The sequence below is a fragment of the Burkholderiales bacterium genome, assembly GCA_035543335.1.
Taxonomy (GTDB): Bacteria; Pseudomonadota; Gammaproteobacteria; order Burkholderiales; family JAHFRG01; genus JAHFRG01.
The window spans coordinates 41,694-58,763 of the sequence record DASZZH010000040.1 but is presented as its reverse complement, the minus strand read 5'-3'; the positions used below and the strand labels follow the sequence as shown (position 1 = coordinate 58,763).

The window sequence follows — 17,070 nt, the reverse complement described above, 5'->3', positions numbered from 1 at the left end:
CAACAAACCCATGAGTGTGGCCGTGTCCACCATGCCCGCCTTGACCGTGAGAGGGGCCGTGCGGATGGTCGTGATCTTCGTCATCGTGTGAATGGTCGTCGTGATGAGAATGTTGGCTCATGTTCCTGCCTTCTTACTTTTGACCTGCCCCCTAAAACACTGTCTGAGTGAGCTGTCCGCGTTTTTGTGCCAAGTCATCATATGAGTAACTGCGGGCTCACGCGGCTTTCAAAGCGGACTCTATGGGTCTGGAAGAAAGGTCGGCGCGACGATGCAGTTTATTTGTGAACGTGACACACTACAGCTGCTAGCACACATTGTCAGTGGCCGGTACTCTGGCTGAGAAGCGCGCGCAAGCGCTCGAGGTCCTTGAGCTCAATGCTCTTTTTCTGGACCTTAATCAGACCTTCGCTCTGGAACTGGGAAAACGTGCGGCTGATGGTTTCGAGTTTGAGGCCGAGGTAGCTGCCGATCTCTTCGCGTGTCATACGCAGGTTGAAGCGGGTGGGGGAATAGCCTCGCGTCACGAAGCGCTGTGACAGATTGAGCAGGAACGCCGCCAGCCGTTCCTCGGCGCGCATGCTGCCGAGCAGCAGCATCACGCCATAGTCGCGCGCAATTTCTCGACTCATAATGCGATGGAAGTGCTGCTGCAATGCCGGCAAGACGCGGCTGAGGTGCTCGAGTTCGCCGAACGGGATTTCGCATATCTCGCTGTCTTCGAGCGCGACCGCGTCGCATAGGTGCTTGCCGGCGCCGATCGCGTCCATGCCGAGCAATTCGCCCATCATGTGAAAACCCACGATCTGCTCGCGCCCGTCATCGTGCAACACTAAACTCTTCAGAAAACCGGTGCGCACCGCATAGAGCGACCGCGACGCTCCCCCCGTGCGATACAGGCAATCGCCGTGCTTCAGCGGTCGCATGCGGTTGACAATCTTGTCGAGCCGCTCGAGCTCGCCCTGGTCGAGGCCGGCCGGTAGGCACAACTCGCGCAGGCTGCACGACGAGCACACTTTGCGCAGCTGCGTGACGTTAATCGGGATGATTCGCATCGGATTTGCCCCTCTCCAGCCCTGATTTTATAACGAACTTGATCTGGATCAAACAGGTTATTAGGGCTCCCACTAATATATTTACGAAACTACCATGCTTGAACCAGCCAAATCTGCGCCGACTATCATACCGGCGGTTGAGATCGATCTCGAGTTGATCCGGCGCTTCGACCAGCTCGGCCCGCGCTATACCTCGTATCCGACCGCCGACCGCTTCGTCGAAGCGTTCGGGGCTGACGCATACGAGTCTTGGCTTGCGCGCCGCAATGTAGGCGGTATCTCACGTCCGCTTGCACTCTACGTTCATCTGCCGTTCTGCAGCACGCTGTGCTACTACTGCGGCTGCAACAAGATCGTAACCCGCGACCGCAGCAAGGGCGTCACCTACCTTAAATACCTGACACAGGAAATCGCGCTGCAGGCGAGCGCGCTTGGCGATCGTGTTGAGGTTGCACAAATGCACTGGGGCGGCGGCACGCCCAATTTCTTCACACTCGACCAGGTCGCCGAATTGAGCGAACAGTTGCGTGACCACTTCGATTTCGATATCGAAGGCGAATATTCAATCGAGCTCGACCCGCGCTCGGCCGACGCTGGCTACGTCACCGGCCTGCGCGAGTTCGGATTCAACCGTGTCAGCCTCGGAGTCCAGGATTTCGATCCGGATGTACAGCGCGCGGTACACCGAATTCAGAGCGAAGCGCAAACGCTCGAGGTCATTGCCGCGGCGCGGGATAACGGTTTCCGCTCGGTCAATATCGACCTGATCTACGGTCTGCCGAAACAGACGCTGGTGAGTTTCGAGCGCACGCTCGAGCGCGTGATCGCCGCCGAACCCGACCGCATTGCAGTGTATAACTACGCTCATATTCCAACGTTGTTCAAGCCGCAACGCCGCATCCGCGAGTCCGATTTGCCCGCTTCTGACGTGCGGCTCAAGCTGCTGGCGCTGGCGATTCGCTGTTTGACCGCCGCGGGCTACCAGTACATCGGCATGGATCATTTTGCCAAGGCCGACGACTCACTGGCGGTGGCGCAACGCCAGGGGCGGCTGCATCGAAACTTCCAGGGTTACTCGACGCACGCCGATTGCGATCTGCTTGCGCTCGGCGTGAGCGCGATCGGCAACGTCGGCCCGACTTACAGCCAGAATTTCCGTGCGCTCCAGGATTACTACGACGCGCTCGACCGCAACACGCTGCCGATCATGCGCGGTCTCGAGCTATCAGCCGATGATTTGCTGCGGCGCGCGGTGATCGACGCGCTGATGTGCCACTTTGTGTTGACCAAGCAGTCTTTCGCGATTTCCTATTTGGTCGACTTCAACAGGTATTTTGAATCCGAGCTCAACGAGCTACGCGAGTTCGAGCAACTGGGCCTGGTTAAACTCGGCGACGCTGAAATTAGAATTACACCGAAAGGGCGGCTGCTGGTGCGCAATATCTGCATGGTATTCGACCGCTATCTTCGCCAGGACCGCGAGCGACGGCACTATTCGAGAGTGATATGAACGCATTACTCGAGATCGCGCTGGCTGCCGCTTTTGTTGGATATTGTCCATTAAGTTGAAAATCGAGGCTCGGCCCACAACTTCGTGCGGTTCGGCATGTCGTCCGAACATCAGATGTGGTAGCGGCGAAAATTAGCTTAACAATGCCAGACGAATATAACCCTACGGATAGCAGCGTTGACGCTGTTATGACAATATATGCCCTAAATGCTTGCCCTCGTGAAAGGTGCTAGCCCAAACGGGCCGGATCACTCTATAGGGATGTCCCGATATTGTGCTGGGGGTATTCAAGCATCAGATTGAACACCGACGAGTCGATGACCAGGGCGTCCCGCAGTCGTTCGCTGATCCCGATGAAGATGCGATCGCCATACCGCGCAAGGCGTTGCAGCAGGCGGTTCAGCTCATGCAGCTGCGGACGCTGAGTTTCGTCGATGATTAGCGTCACGGTTGAGCATGTTTGCTTGAGCAGCCGTTCGATCCGGCGCGCGCACCGCGAAAAAAAGATGCGGTCGAGCGAACCCAACAATCTGATCTGGAGTCGTGGCGCAGCGCCGGCAGACAGACATAGTTCGATGCTTGCTTTTCCCTGTGACAGGTAGGTTTTAACCGCACGCTCGATCGAAGCGAACCATCTCTTCGCGGCTGCGCTGTCGCGGACACCGGGCTGCACGAAATGACGGTCGACATAATCGCGCATGGCGAGCCCACCGATCCAGTCAACGATCGCGAGAGGCAGCTTCCCGGGGGCTGACCACGGCAGGCTGCGCACGAAATGAAACAGCCGCGACCAGCCGCCCGCCAGTACGCCCTTGGTGAGCAGTTTGGCGAGAATGCCAAACTGCTCACGCGGGGAATACTCACCGTGATACACGGGCTCGCCGAGATACTTCATCTTGTTGCGGACGCGGTCGGCTATGCCCCGATCGCTGAACAGGCGCCGGTACAGGAGGGTGTAGCCTTCGATCATTTCATCGTAGCCCATCCGCTTGGGCATGAAGTTGGTGCCGAGCTTGGTGTTGTCGGTGTTTTCGGCATCGGCAATCAGACGGCCTTCCTTCTGCAGCCGCTCGTAAAGCGGTGTTTTCGGCAGCGCCGTAAGCAGGCCGATCATCGCGACCTGGATTCCGGAATCGCGAATGAAACGATATTGGAGTTCGAAGGTCGCCAGGGTGTCGTTGTCGAATCCGATGATAAACCCGGCCAGCACGTCGATGCCGTAAGAGTAAATACGCCGGACCGAGGTCAAGACGTCTTCGTGGGTGTTCTGGATCTTCCGGATTTCCTTGAGAGTTTGCGGATCGGGCGATTCGATGCCGACGAAAAGCCAGATGAAATTCGCTTCTCGGAACAGGTTCAGCAGCTCCGCGTCTTGCGCGAGATTGAGCGACGCCTCGGTGCCGAATCGGAAGCGGTAGCCGTGGGATTCCTGATAAGCCCGCAGGAAACGCAGCAGATCCTTTGCGACAGCCTTGTTGCCTATCAGATTGTCATCGACGAAGAACACGTTGCGCACCTTGCGAACGCGCAGCGCGTCAAGCTCCCGCCCCACCTGTTCCAGGGTCTTCCAGCGCGGCCGGCGCCCGAACATGACGATGATGTCGCAGAATTCGCAACGGAACGGGCAGCCGCGGGTGAACTGCAGCGTGGCCGTCGTGTATTTCTCGAGTTTGAGCAGGTCGAATCGCGGCGTCGGCGAATCGGAAAGCGTGACGGTGCCGGTTTCACGGTAGAGCGCAAGCGGCGAACCCCGTTCGAAATCGCCGCAGAACCGGGGCCATATATACTCCACCTCGCCACTAACGACGGTGTCGGCAACCGGCTCAAACAGTTCCGGACACAGTGAAGCATAGCTGCCGCCCGCCACCACGAAATAGCCGCGCTTGCGGTAATAGTTAAGCAGTTCGGTCTGGCGTTTGAACTGCACGCCCATGCCGCATACGCCGATGATATCGGCAAGCGGTTGCAGCGGGACGGGCTCGATATTCTCGTCGATGATCTCGATTTTCCAGTCGGGTGGACACAATGCAGCAAGAGTGGCGAGTCCCAGCGGTGGATTGACCGCGCGCTTGTTGGGAACGATTTCCTCGATTGCCCACTTGAAACTCCAAAAGCTTTCGCCGAATTTGGGATTAATGAGCAGCAGTTGCACGGTCATGGTTTCGCGCCTCGTGGACAAGGAATGCTTAAGACCGCAGCGTTGCCGCCGTCACGGTTCGATTGCGGTGAATATTGCGTTGACACCTTTTGAGCAAGCTGGTCGTGCGTCTCCGACGCGAGCTGATCTCCATCACTTTTCTTGGCAGTCAACTGCCGTGGGCTCATTCAGACCCCCATTGCCGCCTGACTTAGCAGCTCGCCATGCACACGTCGTTTGCCCGCTGGGCACATCCCAAGCCCGCCGACGTCTCGACGCAGACACCTCGCCTCAAGGCTACGCAAAAGCCGGCTACATCACAGGGAACAAGCATTCCAATTCTTCGAAACACCTGATCCCGTAATTCCGATACCGGGCTAACGCCGGAATGTGTCCCGCATATAGCGCAACACCTCATCGACATCCCTATCCGTTAGGGTAGGGTTCCCACCTTTTGGCGGCATTGCCATTGGGGACTTCGGGCTCCGGAACCCTTCCAGTATGTGTTTTTTCAAGGTGTCATTTGGTTTGGTCAAGGGACCGTCTGGCGCAGTTAAGTCAGGAGCTCCTGGAAACGCCCCTTTTCCTTTCAGGACGGCGGCTACCATCGCATCCGTCCCTTGCTTGATGCGGGGGTGCCCACGCCGCCTTATCGCCCAGTTTGGGTGGCAACGAAGCATGGCAGATGGCACAGGCTTTGGTGTACACGTCTTTCCCGTCGGCTACAGCTTTTGCACTCGCGACCAGCGCTAGCGTGGTCATCAATTCGATGAATGCAAATCTCACGGTCTTCTCCTCAATGTGGTTCTATCTAACGCCCGCGTTGAACCTTGTCGAAAACGGTCAGTGCCCGATTAACCTCGGCCCGACGGATTCACCGGTGCCGATGCTCGAACACCGCTTCGACGCGTGATGACCCGGGCCGCCGTACCTGCACAACGATGCGATATGGACCGGTATTGGGCATCCTGAAAAAGTTGCCATAAGTAACGGTGTTGTCAATCAACATGGGCTCGAGTCTCTTCTCCTCCCCGCCCAGTCCGAGTTCTTCGACTCTCGCCCTGACCTCCGCGTCGGAGACACGCTCTCCGGTCTTGCTGTCAAACAGTGCAACGACCAGATGGTATTGGCCGGAGCCGGAGGGAGCCCCGCCATGCATTGAACCCTCGACGTGCTCCTTGGGATAACCGCGGACAATTTCCGCGGGTACAATGCCGACGTAGATCGTCATGCCGCCGACGACCTTGCTCTGCCGGTCCATGTCCGCCGCCGCGGGTCCCGAGACGACGCCCAAAACTGCCAGCAAGCCGGCGAGCAACAAATGCAGAAAATCGCGCGCAAACATAAAGTCTCCTTCGATAGACCGGTTATTTCGGAACGGGCATCAGCCGGTCAGGCTCCACTTCTCGAATCCGGCTGGCGCCTTCAGCCTGTGGCGCGCACGACTGGCCCGACAGCTGCCGGGGTCCTTAACCACATCGCCCACAGCGAGATCAGTATCTGCGTGGCCAACGCCAGCCCCATTAACAAGCCGCCGATGAGCACGGCCCAAGCGAAGAACGGTTCGTATTTCGTGACCCACCACGCACCAATGTCAGCCCATATAGCGAGGTAGGGAACCACGATAATCAGAATTCTCAGGTTTGGGGAAATTTCGCTGAGCGCGAAGATCGACCCGGTGAGGAGAAAAATGATGCTGATGCCGAACAGATGAATATGAGATACCCGCGCCAACTGACTGACGCTTGTTCCGGTATCCACTTCGGTAAACTTTCTCACTTCTTCGAAGGTCGTCAGCGGAGGAACCGGGAGCCCCGACTTCGGACTGTGGCATGCCATGCAGTTGTTCTCGAATGTGTGCCTGATCGACGCGAATCCCTCCGCGGGTGAACCGCTTCGGATCCAACCGATGATCGCCTGCTTTTCCGCGGGGCTCGCCCGGTCGGCCATGGGTCCGCGCAGGGCCGCCTCGAGACGGCTACCACCTGGCGTGCCGTGGTACTTCATGGCGATCCCCTGGATGATGTTCATGCCCATCTTCAAGTGCGGAGCGACGTCAACGAAATAAAGATAAATCAACGCTGTGATATATCCAATCCCGATGGTAAGGAGAAAACAGGTGAACAGGACGCGTACGGGCGTCGGAAGCGTGCTCAGGGAATGGCTCGACATCGACTCGGCAGGGCGTTCCACAGATAATCTTCCCACGAAATAGTTGACACCTTGAGCTAACGCCGGAATGTGTCCCGCATATAGCGCAACACCTCGTCGATATCCCTATCCGTTAAAGTAGGGTTCCCACCTTTTGGTGGCATTGCCATTGGGGACCCCGGGCTCTGGAACCCTTGTAGTATGTGTTTTTTCAAGGTGTCATTTGATTTGGTCGAGGGACCGTTTGGCGCATTGAAGTCGGGTACTCCTGGAAACGCGCCTTTCCCGTCTCGTCCGTGGCAAGCAATGCAAGTACCTTCGTAAACTGCCTTACCGGTTAGTTCGGCGGCTGGGACTTGATTTGCCAGGAACAGGGTTGCAAGTAAAAGTAACCTGGCATTTTCCATATATCAGTTGCTCCTCTGCAAGAATTGCAGTATGTCGCGTGCTTCCTGGCCCGTCAGTCCGGCACGTATGCGCATGTGACTCATGATTACTTTCCACTCGTCATCCCGGAAATCTTTTGGATCTCGCATATTGTGGCAACGGGCGCAGTTGTTGGCCCAAGCCTGAGCACCACGCGAAAACGCCGAAGGATCGAATTTTTCTTCTGCCGCAACCGCGGTGCTCCAAGGCATTATAACACCGAGGCCAAGAGTAAAAGCAGATACAATGAGTGCAACTTTAAGCTGTAATGTTTTCATGTGTCGCTCCTTCAGAAACCAAAGGCGAACTGCAGTAGCAGCCGGTTGTTATCGTTTATCGTATCAGCAAGACCGTGGTTAAACTCGTAGGCGACCTTGCCAACGGCGCTGGGTGCAAACCAGTAATTGAGGCCCAGTCCCCATTGCCTCAGGCTCTGGTCCGCGTTCGGCGACGTGAATTTGCCGTAGCGTACAACCGGCTCCCAGTTCGTGGACGGGATCCTGTAGGCCGCCTGCGCATACCAGGTCTTCCACGTCCCGCCTTGCGGTGCCACGCTTGTGGCCAGGTCACCGACACTCTGCTCGATATATTCGCCGCGTAAATCGAGACCCTTCCACTTGTAAGCGAAGTCCCCTCCAAGCACGTCGTAACTTCTGTTGGCCTCGACCGGTGCGCCACCCCCAGGTTCGACCGCCACCCTCGAGGTTCCCCCGGAAACGCCGAACTCCAAGCCGGGAATGGGCAAAATGCCGAGGCGCCCGCCGAAAAACTTCCTATTTGAGGGGTTCGTCGTTCCGCCTTTGGCCACGATGGATTCGATTCCGTTCCCCGCCCCATTAAGAGCGAGTCTTGGGCCATTTCCGACATACAACGCGTAATTCGCCTTTGCAGTCGAGCCGAACGGGAACCCGCCTCTTACGCCCAACCCGATATCGGTGATAGGTGCCGCACCGCCTTCCTCTTCAAATCCAGGTGGCTTGGAGGGGAATTTGTTGATCCAGGCCGGATGGATATTTTGGATGAAGTAGCCTACTGGGGAGAGAAACTTGCCGCCGAACACTGTGATGTAATCGTTTACAAACAAGTTCAGGTTCGCGTATTCGAGTCCAACGTCCGCCTCCCCCTTTTCGTTGGCCATAATCTCCAGCTCGGTTTCGAACAGGATCAGGTCCTTGTACTGATAATGGAAGATGGGATTGAAGCCGACTTGGCTAAATGAGCTGTTGGCTTTTTTGCGGTCGGTAAAGTCCACATGGCCGTAGCCAGCGAGGTGTACGGCCGAATTTACTTCGGTGAATTTCGACTGCTCCTCAGCGACCTTAGAAATCTGGGTTTGGACGGCTTTCACCTCTTCCTTGCTCGCGGCTTCCTGGTTTTGTTTCTGGACTAAATCACGTAGATTCGACAACTCCTGTTTCAATTGCTCGATTTCCTGTTTCAGAGTCGTAGTGTCATCGGCACCTAGTGCCGCGACCGGGAACGATGCTGCAATCGCCGCAGCAATTACACTCAACCGTAATCGTGTCGTGTTCATCATCGCCTCCTGGCATTACTTTTCCAAGGCTTTAGTATGCAACTGCTGCCTATAAATCAATTTGATCTAGATCAAATCAAATCAATCTTTCGGTTCGTCGGTGAGGTGACCGGCTTTTTCTGTGCCGGGCTGAAAGTTGTAATATTTAACTTGTAGCAAGCAGCCGGAGAATGGCGAAGAAGGGATACAGCCCGGAGCAGGTGGTTGCGAAGCTGCGCCGGATCGAAGTGCTGATGGGCGAGGGTAAATCGGTGCAGCAGGCCTGCAAAGATGCCGGGATTGCAGACGTGACTTACTGCCGCTGCCGCCGGGAGTATGGGGGTTGAAGGCAGATCAGGCGAAGCGCCTCAAGGAAGCCTAGCGCGAGAACGCATGGTTGAAGAAGCAGGTGGCGGACCTGTCGCTGGAGAAGGTGATCCTGAAGGACGTTGCCGAGGGAAACTCTCAAGCCCCGAGCAAGGCTTTGGTTGAACGACGGCTCCTATATCCGCCTGCGTCCGGAGTCCCGAGGCGCATGATTTTATGTGGAGCATCGCCGGAACACTGGATGATTCCATAATTAGCGGTCTGGCCGAGTATTACGCGAAGCAGCCTCCCATGCGCGGCAAGAAAGGTCCCACTGCACTCATCGAGGAAGGCAAGGCGCTTTTCAAAAACGGCATTCCTTCCAAGAAAATCCCGGCTTGCGCATCCTGCCATGGGGAAAACGCCGAAGGTGCGTCGATATTCCCTCGTTTGGCCGGACAGCACGCCGAATATCTGGTGCGGCAGCTTACTGTGATTCAGCAAAATCTGCGCAATTCGCCGATTATGCACGGGATTGTGGAGCAGCTCTCCGAGAAAGAAATGAAGGCGCTTGCCGCGTACTTAGAATCCTTGTAGGCTAACATCGCGCCATTGCTCATACGCGAGGCTGCGTCAGCCTTCGCTTCTGATTTTCGCCTAATTCGGTGTGGTGCTCGGCCTTATCTTCTGCCAAATATTGCAGAACAGGATACGAAGTGCACGGAAGTTGATCTATATCAAAACAACAGCCTATTTGACGAATATACTCAAACTCTAAAATGTTTTAAGTGGGAAATATGCAAATAACCCCGGTTCTTGGCGTAAATATTGATGAAAAAAGGAGATCGGCTATGAACAGAAAGTCATCTTGTCTCACGCTGGGTGCTTGCGCTGCTTTACTCGCGCTTAGCTTATCGTTGGGTGAATACGCGTTGAGTGCAGGTCAGGAGCTGTCGTCGCAGGCGCAGAAAATCGAGAGCGCAAAAACCAGGGCGGACCATGAAGCCTTGGCCGCATTTTACGAGCAGGAAGCGAAAACGCTTCAGGCAAAGGCAGAGGAACACAAGCAAATGGGCAAGGCGTACGGCAAGATCGGCGTCTTACAGGAAAAGCACAATTTAGTTCAACATTGCGACCGTCTTGTCGAAAAGTATAAGGACGCTGCCCGGGACAACCTGGCGCTGGCGAAGTTGCATCGCGAGTTAGCTGCGAAAGCGCAGCAATAGGCGGTGGGAGCGGGTAAATAACTAAATATCCGCTCGCGGTTCGCAATGCGGATGATGGTTGCCCGGACTGGGGCGGTTCCTGTTGTCCAAAGGAAGATTTTATCTGGGCAATGGACATAGGCTTGGAATGAAAATGAATCTGAACCGCAAAGAAACGCCTGTTTCGATCAAACTACTCTTACTTGCCGGTCTGTGCGGGGTGGCCAGCAGAGGTGCTGTGGGTCGTGCGCTACAGTTTCTTGACGCTGGTCAGCGGCATAGAGGTCGCGCGCCAACCCAACGAAAACTGGACATTGTGACGCTGGCGTCCTTCTCCTTTTCACCGCTACTCCGCACGGTCGCTTTCGGGCGCCAGCATGTTTAACTAAACCGTCCGTGTGAAACGCGTGTAGCTGCAAACGGGTAATAGTTATCCGCAGAGTCCAACCGCCCCACAGGCCGTGCAGAAGTCGCAGCCGTCCTTCTTAATCACGGCATAGTTACCGCACTCGCTGCATCGTCCACCTTTCATCGCCGACGCCGCGCCGCGCTGCGGAGCTTCCAAGATACCCATCTGCTGCAACGGTATACCCTCTTCGTTGAGGATACCAAGCATAACGTAGCGGTGGATCATCAGCGCTGCGACATAGGAAATAGTCGAGGGCCAGTTTTTCTGACGCCGGCTGCCCGGTACGAAGGCCATGAAATCGCCGAGCGGCTCGGGAAAATGCAGCAGCTTTCGCAGCTTCATGCCGATCCAGGCCGGATCAATCACGCGCATGTCGAGAGACAGAATCTTGCACAGCCCATCCAGAGAACGCGGATAATCGCCTGAGAGCCACATCGAATAGGGCCGTGTGACGCCGTCTGGAAGGGTAATCTCCTTGAGGCCAAGCACGAAATCGTCTCCCGTGTGCGGATTCAGCACGTCCACAGTCCAGGACATGGTGCCATCGGCGCCGGTCTTGGGCTCCTTGAGGCTGAACATGGCGTCGAGCACTGGGCCGGTCTTTCGGCCATCCAGCGCACCGAGCTGCTCAACACGATAGCGCACTACCTGCGCAAGCGCCGAAACTACGCTCGGCATACGCTTTTTCTCGCCGTGCGGCGGAAACGGCATGTCGAAGGCATCGTCGCTTGCGGTCTTGGCCAGGGTCTCAAGCTTGAGCTTGAGCCAAGCCGGGTCGTTCGCGCGCATGTCCATCGAGAGTGTCTTGGCTAGCGCTCCGAGCCCGCGCGGCTGCTCAATGCCATTGACCCAGACCTCGAAGGGAAAGGCCCGACCTTCGTTCTCGACATGGCCCACAAACAGCGCAAATGTTCCGTGGGTATGTTCGATCATATAGGTCCAGGCGGGGTTTCCCCCCGTGAGGGTTGGCCGGCCCGGCCAGCGCAGGGACGCGAGCACCGGAACCGGCACTGCCTTGATCTCAATTCGACGATTGACGTCGTTCGAGGCGAAATCCTGCGGTCCAATCTTTGCGGGCTTGTCCAGCGCCAGCACCGAGCCAATCACGGTATTAGGCCGGTAGGTAGCCAGCCCCTTCAACCCTGACTTCCAAGCGTCAAAGTAGAGATCCTGGAAGTCGTCGTAGGGATAGGTCTCGGGAATGTTGACGGTCTTGGAAATGCTCGAGTCAATATACGGCGCAACCACGGCGACCATTTCCTTGTGCGCTGCCGCCGAGAGATCAAGCGCCGTGACGAAATACCCGGGCAGATTCTCCCTGTCACCACCCGCATGACGGTACTGACGGTAGGCGTAATCCTCAACCGGAAACTCCTTCATCGTGCCATCCGCCATGCGTTTTTTCCGCGTGTAGGCCCAGGCAAACGGCGGCTCAATCCCGTTCGCGGCATTGTCAGCAAAGGCGAGGCTGATGGTACCGGTCGGAGCAATCGATAATAGGTGGCTGTTGCGCAGGCCGTGCCTGCGAATCATCTCCTTGATCTCCTGCGGCAGGCGCGATGCAAAGCTTGCGCCCGAGAGATACATGTCGGCGTTAAACAGCGGGAAGGAACCGCGCTCGCGTGCAAGTTCGGATGAAGCGCGGTAGGCTGCGTCGCGCAGGTGCTCGGAAATTTTCGCAGCCATGGCGCGCGCTTCCACGGAATCATAGCGCAGCCGCAGCATAATGAGCGCATCGCCGAGACCGAGGAAGCCGAGTCCCACGCGGCGCTTGCTCATGGCCTCCCGGTGTTGCGCCTCAAGCGGCCAGGTTGTGACGTCGAGCACGTTATCGAGCATCCGCACTGCGACCTTCACTACTTTCACGAACGCATCGAAATCAAAGCGCGCTTCTTCGCTGAATGGCAGACGCACGAAGTTCGTCAGGTTGATCGAACCAAGACAGCAGCAGCCGTAGGGCGGAAGCGGCTGCTCCGCACAGGGGTTGGTTGCCTCGACCGTCTCGCAGTAATAGAGGTTGTTGTCGCGGTTGATGCGATCGAGGAACAGGATCCCAGGTTCGGCATGGTCGTAGGTCGAGCGCATGATCTGATCCCACAGCTCGCGCGCCAAGACTTTGCGGTACACCCACAGTCCGTCATCTCGTTGATAGGCGCCCGAAGCAACCAGATCGCTATAGGGCTGCGCCTTATGGACCAGTTCGATCTCGGAATCGCTTTCAACCGCATGCATGAAGGCGTCGGTAACGCCAATAGAAATGTTGAAGTTGGCCAGGTCGCCGGCATCCTTGGCGTGGATGAATTCCTCGATGTCGGGATGATCGCAACGCAATACGCCCATCTGCGCGCCGCGCCGCGCGCCGGCCGACTCGACTGTCTCACATGAGCGGTCAAACACGCGCATGTACGACACCGGGCCGCTCGCGCGTGAGTGCGTGCCCTTCACTTCCGCGCCCTTGGGGCGGATCGCCGAAAAATCATATCCGACGCCGCCGCCGCGGCGCATCGTTTCGGCTGATTCGAGTAAGGCAACATAGATGCCCGGCTTGCCGTCTACGACTTTGGAGATCGAATCACCCACCGGCTGCACGAAACAGTTGATGAGCGTCGCCTGCAATTGGATACCGGCGGCGGAGTTGATGCGCCCGGCGGGAACGAAACCGGCTTCCATTGCTTCAAGGAAGCGTTTCTCCCAGTGAGCGCGCTTTTCTTCAGGCTCCGCCGCGGCGAGCGCCTTGGCGACCCGCCAGCGCACTTCCTTGATTGATTGTTCGCCGCCCTTGGCATATTTTTCGAGCAGGACTTGGCGGCAGACTTCCTGCTCGCGGAGTACGGATTTTTGTTCCAGTTGTTGGGTCATAGCGTCGTTACCGATAAGCACTGTCTCTCGTTGATAGTGCCAAGATAACTAGCACACTACAAGCTCTAAATTGATATGAGCGTTGATCTAGATCAAAAAGCTTTACCAATTCAAGAGAATTCCATGAATCAGAATCCGCCATGGCTTCCGGCAACGGCGCCGGCGACCGTGATCAAGCTCAGGGCCAGAAGAACCCAGTGCAGCCGCTGAATCAGCAACATAGTTTTGTATGGATTGCGTGACGCGCGAGAACGGAACCAGTCATGAAGCAGAAGCGGCTCAAGAACGAACAGGACAGCGGCAAATATCACCCAAACGGCAACCATGGCGTGCATCCACCAGAACCGCAGCTCGGCAAAGCGCGCCCACAGGTCAAGCCGCCAAACTATATAAAACCCCGACAATCCGGCGAGCAGTACCGTAATTTTTGACTGGGTGGCGAAGCGCCGCTCGATTGATTCGAATCGCTTGAATCCGTTCGGCTCGCCGGTCACGCCCGGGACAAGGACCAGCGTGACCATCGCGACGCCGCCGATCCAGAGCACCACGCATAGCACGTGCAAGACACGAGCGACGGCGAGATCACCCATGGTTACACTCCACCATGAGTTGTTTTTTGCCGCGATCGGTAGAGAATGTCAAAAGAAAGTAAATCTTTGTGTACCCAACTGGCGGTTATGAAATTATGAAAATCGTCTCTGACTCTTAGTGTTTAGTATAGATTCTAAGGAGTCAGGGTCGCATTTTTCTGCGGAACGCTAAATGCCGGGAGTAGAATTTTAATCGCTTCAAAAATAATTCGTTTCTGACCCTGGTGTTCCGAGTATCACCCATAAATGATCAACCGTTCGGCGGAAAGTAAGTCGCCAAAAACTTTCCCACATCCGTATCGCTAATTTCTTCCCAGCTCATTAGGCTCGCGATTCTCCAGTTATCTTCTTTTCCCCAAGACGGCTTCACTACATCCCTAGTCTCGAAGGGCATGAAGGCTCGCTGAGTTGGCCCAAAACACGCTTTTATTGCCCGCTCCGATAGGTAGTTTTCCGTTGCTCGACGCTCCGTAATATGGGCCGGGATTTCTGCTTCGTCGCACGCTGTCTTGAACCGCCTTCGCTCTTCCAAAGGGAGTTCGCTTGCGGAAGATCGCTCACTGTCTACAATGGCATAGACTTTTGGAGCAAGGCGCTTCAGTTCAGCGAGCTCTTGATCAACATCTCCACGAGCTAGTTGATTTCCACCGAGAGGAATAACAACTGTTGTATGGTCATGTCGCAAAAGTCTTGATCCGCTCCTTGTCAACGCGCAGCCGTCCGGAGCCGAAGGTCTGTGCCACTGCATAGTCTTCAAGATATCGCTCGGTCATTTTAAGATTCTCCTACGCAAAGAATTTCAGGTTCGGGTTGTGTCCAGCCGACCCGGGCCGAACCAAGCGCCTCTCGCGACGGCAACAGCGTTAATCAGGCCAAAGGCTACAAGCCCCGCGCTCAGCGCGACGAAGACATAGGACAACTCGCCGGTCCAGCGCAGTGCCAGCCAGCCGCAAGCCTGGAACTTCGCGATCGACTGACCGTGAATGTCCGGTTCGGGTCGGTTTCCGTCATGTCGCGAACCGGCCAAAACCGGCCATTCAAGACCACCGGGAAGGGGGTCAAGCTGCCCGCCGATTGACCTCCAGCCGGGCATCGACCAAAGCGACTACCTCATCAACTACATCGGATTGCATGCCCTTCTGCGGCGCTATGGCCTTCATCAGGCGATCCACCCTTTCGATATTAGGGGCGCCACCAAACAAGGCCCGCGCGGCAGCGGACGGGCTGCCAAGCGATAGTGCCGCGTTGGCGTATTTTTCAAACGGCACCAGGTCTTTCTCCGACGCACCCAAAGACTTGCACAACTTGACCACCCAGTTGTAAACCGACCGCGATGCTTCGATGTCGGTATGCACGGCGTCCTTGATGGACCGCATTCCCTCTTTCGTTACGCAGCGATAGTTGCCGGCGATCAACATGGGCCACTTCGCCAGCGGCACAAAGACGGAGTTGTGCACCTTGAGCTTGACGGGCAACTCGATCTTGCCGGAACCGGTGTCGAACCGGATCGTTTCGATATCCGACTCCAACTGGCGAAGCATGGCGGTGTGAGCGTCTGAGTCAAACCGGGCTGCTTTGAAGTTGGTCGGCAGGCTGACTTGCAGCACATTGACCTTTTCCTCCGGCGGGCGGAACGCCTGCGGGTCGGGACTGCACAGCGTCATCAACGCAGGATCAAAGCTGTCCCAGACGGTGGGATCTGTATAGCAGCTTCTACATGCATCAGCAGAGAGGCCTGGAATGCGAGCCAGGTAAGGCAGCGGCGGCATGTTCATGATCGACATGCAGGGAACTTTGGCTTTGGCCACCGCGTCCAGCAGCTCGCGCACGTCTGGTGAACGATACTGGGGCTCCTGCATGGCCAATGCAACAAGATCAAAGTCAGACGGGTTAACCACCTGCGGAACGTCAGCGGACAATTTACCCGGCAGTTGCCGCGAATCGATCTCAACAAGTCCGTCCCTGCCTTTGACTGGCATACGTACTCGGATGCCTTCCTTGTTGATCAACTCCGCCTCGGGTGGGAGGCACACCAATTTCACTGTATGCCCCGCGAGCAGTAGCTTGGATGCCAATAGCGAACCGTAAGAGGCGCCCATGATTAGAATCTTGTAAGTAGTGCGCATCAAAAACCTTCTCCTCGTGTTTTAGTGGCAAAACGGTTCGGGTTCTGGTGCAACAACTTCACGACCCTACGATGGCTAGTGGTTGAAAGTCTCTCTAAATCGCAACGGATGGCGGGCCCGAATCAACTTTGCACCAGAAGCGTTTAATCTCCTTCAAAAAAACACGCTTCTCGATCGCTGGTCTATGCTTTTCTGAAAATTGCTCCGTAGTGGTAGGGAGGCAATTCCACGAAACGGTCTTGCTGGAATCCCACCGGTATAACTTATAGAGGAGACCTGTTCCGGGGACATGCGTGATTCGGTGCGCGGCCCTCGCGGTTGGCCTAACACCGGGGTCTTTTCGCGCGGGAGAGCATGCCAGTTCACAATGGCGAAATGGCCATCCGGCTTTAATACCTTGGCAACCTCGCGCGCAAGTTCCATCTTGTCCGGTACGCCGTGAAAAGTGTTTGCGATAAGGACGTAGTCGACCGCAACAGTGATCAGTTTACTCAACTCCATCGCGTCACCGAGCAGCCACGTGCAGTTTTTCATTCCGTCGCAGGCTGCTTTAGCCTGTTCCAGCATGTCAGGGTCGAGGTCAAACCCGATGACTCGCCCCGAACCCACGTGCCGGGCGATAGCGGCAGTAAAGTAGCCATCCCCACAGCAAAGATCAACCACGGTCATTCCCGGGCCAATTCCTAAAACCTCTACTACCGCGTCGGGGTCAGGCCACAGGGCGTGCCACCAATCCTGACCCGGCATTGCGGTTCCTGGAAATATGCGTTCCTCAATGATCAT

The 17,070-nt window shown here is 56.3% G+C and carries 15 protein-coding genes; 4 read left to right on the top strand and 11 right to left on the bottom strand.

Annotated elements, in window-relative coordinates; genetic code table 11:
- Positions 1–320: 320 nt before the first annotated feature.
- Entirely contained in the window at positions 321–1,055 is a 735-nt protein-coding gene (gene fnr / locus VHE58_10960) for a fumarate/nitrate reduction transcriptional regulator Fnr (protein ID HVS27791.1), read from the bottom strand.
- Between the two features lie 94 nt (positions 1,056–1,149).
- Between fnr and hemN the strand changes: the two genes are divergently transcribed.
- On the top strand, positions 1,150–2,565 hold the full coding sequence (hemN, locus tag VHE58_10955; GenBank protein ID HVS27790.1) for an oxygen-independent coproporphyrinogen III oxidase: 1,416 nt from the start codon (positions 1,150–1,152) through the stop codon (positions 2,563–2,565).
- Positions 2,566–2,818: 253 nt separating this feature from the next.
- Here hemN and VHE58_10950 read toward each other — a convergent pair whose 3' ends face one another.
- The 5 genes from VHE58_10950 to VHE58_10930 all read right to left on the bottom strand — a co-directional run bounded on the left by VHE58_10950 (position 2,819) and on the right by VHE58_10930 (position 8,816).
- A complete protein-coding gene (locus VHE58_10950) occupies positions 2,819–4,723 on the bottom strand; it encodes a radical SAM protein (GenBank protein ID HVS27789.1) in 1,905 nt (634 codons plus the stop codon).
- A gap of 853 nt (positions 4,724–5,576) precedes the next feature.
- Positions 5,577–6,047 (bottom strand): hypothetical protein, encoded by a 471-nt coding sequence (locus VHE58_10945; protein ID HVS27788.1) that lies wholly within the window; start codon positions 6,045–6,047, stop codon positions 5,577–5,579.
- Positions 6,048–6,127: 80 nt separating this feature from the next.
- Positions 6,128–6,895, bottom strand: a complete 768-nt coding sequence (locus VHE58_10940) for a hypothetical protein (GenBank protein HVS27787.1) — start codon at positions 6,893–6,895, stop codon at positions 6,128–6,130.
- A gap of 368 nt (positions 6,896–7,263) precedes the next feature.
- The gene (locus tag VHE58_10935; GenBank protein HVS27786.1) at positions 7,264–7,557 is read right to left on the bottom strand and encodes a hypothetical protein; all 294 of its coding nucleotides are present in this window, start codon (positions 7,555–7,557) and stop codon (positions 7,264–7,266) included.
- Positions 7,558–7,568: 11 nt separating this feature from the next.
- The gene (locus VHE58_10930) at positions 7,569–8,816 is read right to left on the bottom strand and encodes a hypothetical protein (protein HVS27785.1); all 1,248 of its coding nucleotides are present in this window, start codon (positions 8,814–8,816) and stop codon (positions 7,569–7,571) included.
- A gap of 167 nt (positions 8,817–8,983) precedes the next feature.
- Between VHE58_10930 and VHE58_10925 the strand changes: the two genes are divergently transcribed.
- The 3 genes from VHE58_10925 (at position 8,984) to VHE58_10915 (ending at position 10,324) form a co-directional block, all read left to right on the top strand.
- Positions 8,984–9,139 (top strand): hypothetical protein, encoded by a 156-nt coding sequence (locus VHE58_10925; protein ID HVS27784.1) that lies wholly within the window; start codon positions 8,984–8,986, stop codon positions 9,137–9,139.
- 196 nt (positions 9,140–9,335) lie between these two features.
- Entirely contained in the window at positions 9,336–9,695 is a 360-nt protein-coding gene (locus tag VHE58_10920) for a c-type cytochrome (GenBank protein HVS27783.1), read from the top strand.
- Positions 9,696–9,949: 254 nt separating this feature from the next.
- On the top strand, positions 9,950–10,324 hold the full coding sequence (locus VHE58_10915; protein HVS27782.1) for a hypothetical protein: 375 nt from the start codon (positions 9,950–9,952) through the stop codon (positions 10,322–10,324).
- A 409-nt stretch (positions 10,325–10,733) separates the two neighbouring features.
- Here the strand turns inward: VHE58_10915 and VHE58_10910 are convergent, their stop codons facing one another.
- The 5 genes from VHE58_10910 to VHE58_10890 form a co-directional block, all read right to left on the bottom strand.
- A complete protein-coding gene (locus VHE58_10910; GenBank protein HVS27781.1) occupies positions 10,734–13,571 on the bottom strand; it encodes an adenosylcobalamin-dependent ribonucleoside-diphosphate reductase in 2,838 nt (945 codons plus the stop codon).
- A gap of 128 nt (positions 13,572–13,699) precedes the next feature.
- The gene (locus VHE58_10905; protein HVS27780.1) at positions 13,700–14,161 is read right to left on the bottom strand and encodes a hypothetical protein; all 462 of its coding nucleotides are present in this window, start codon (positions 14,159–14,161) and stop codon (positions 13,700–13,702) included.
- A 250-nt stretch (positions 14,162–14,411) separates the two neighbouring features.
- On the bottom strand, positions 14,412–14,846 hold the full coding sequence (locus tag VHE58_10900) for a hypothetical protein (protein HVS27779.1): 435 nt from the start codon (positions 14,844–14,846) through the stop codon (positions 14,412–14,414).
- A 373-nt stretch (positions 14,847–15,219) separates the two neighbouring features.
- Positions 15,220–16,260, bottom strand: a complete 1,041-nt coding sequence (locus tag VHE58_10895; GenBank protein ID HVS27778.1) for a hypothetical protein — start codon at positions 16,258–16,260, stop codon at positions 15,220–15,222.
- Between the two features lie 180 nt (positions 16,261–16,440).
- Positions 16,441–17,070, bottom strand: a complete 630-nt coding sequence (locus VHE58_10890) for a methyltransferase domain-containing protein (GenBank protein HVS27777.1) — start codon at positions 17,068–17,070, stop codon at positions 16,441–16,443.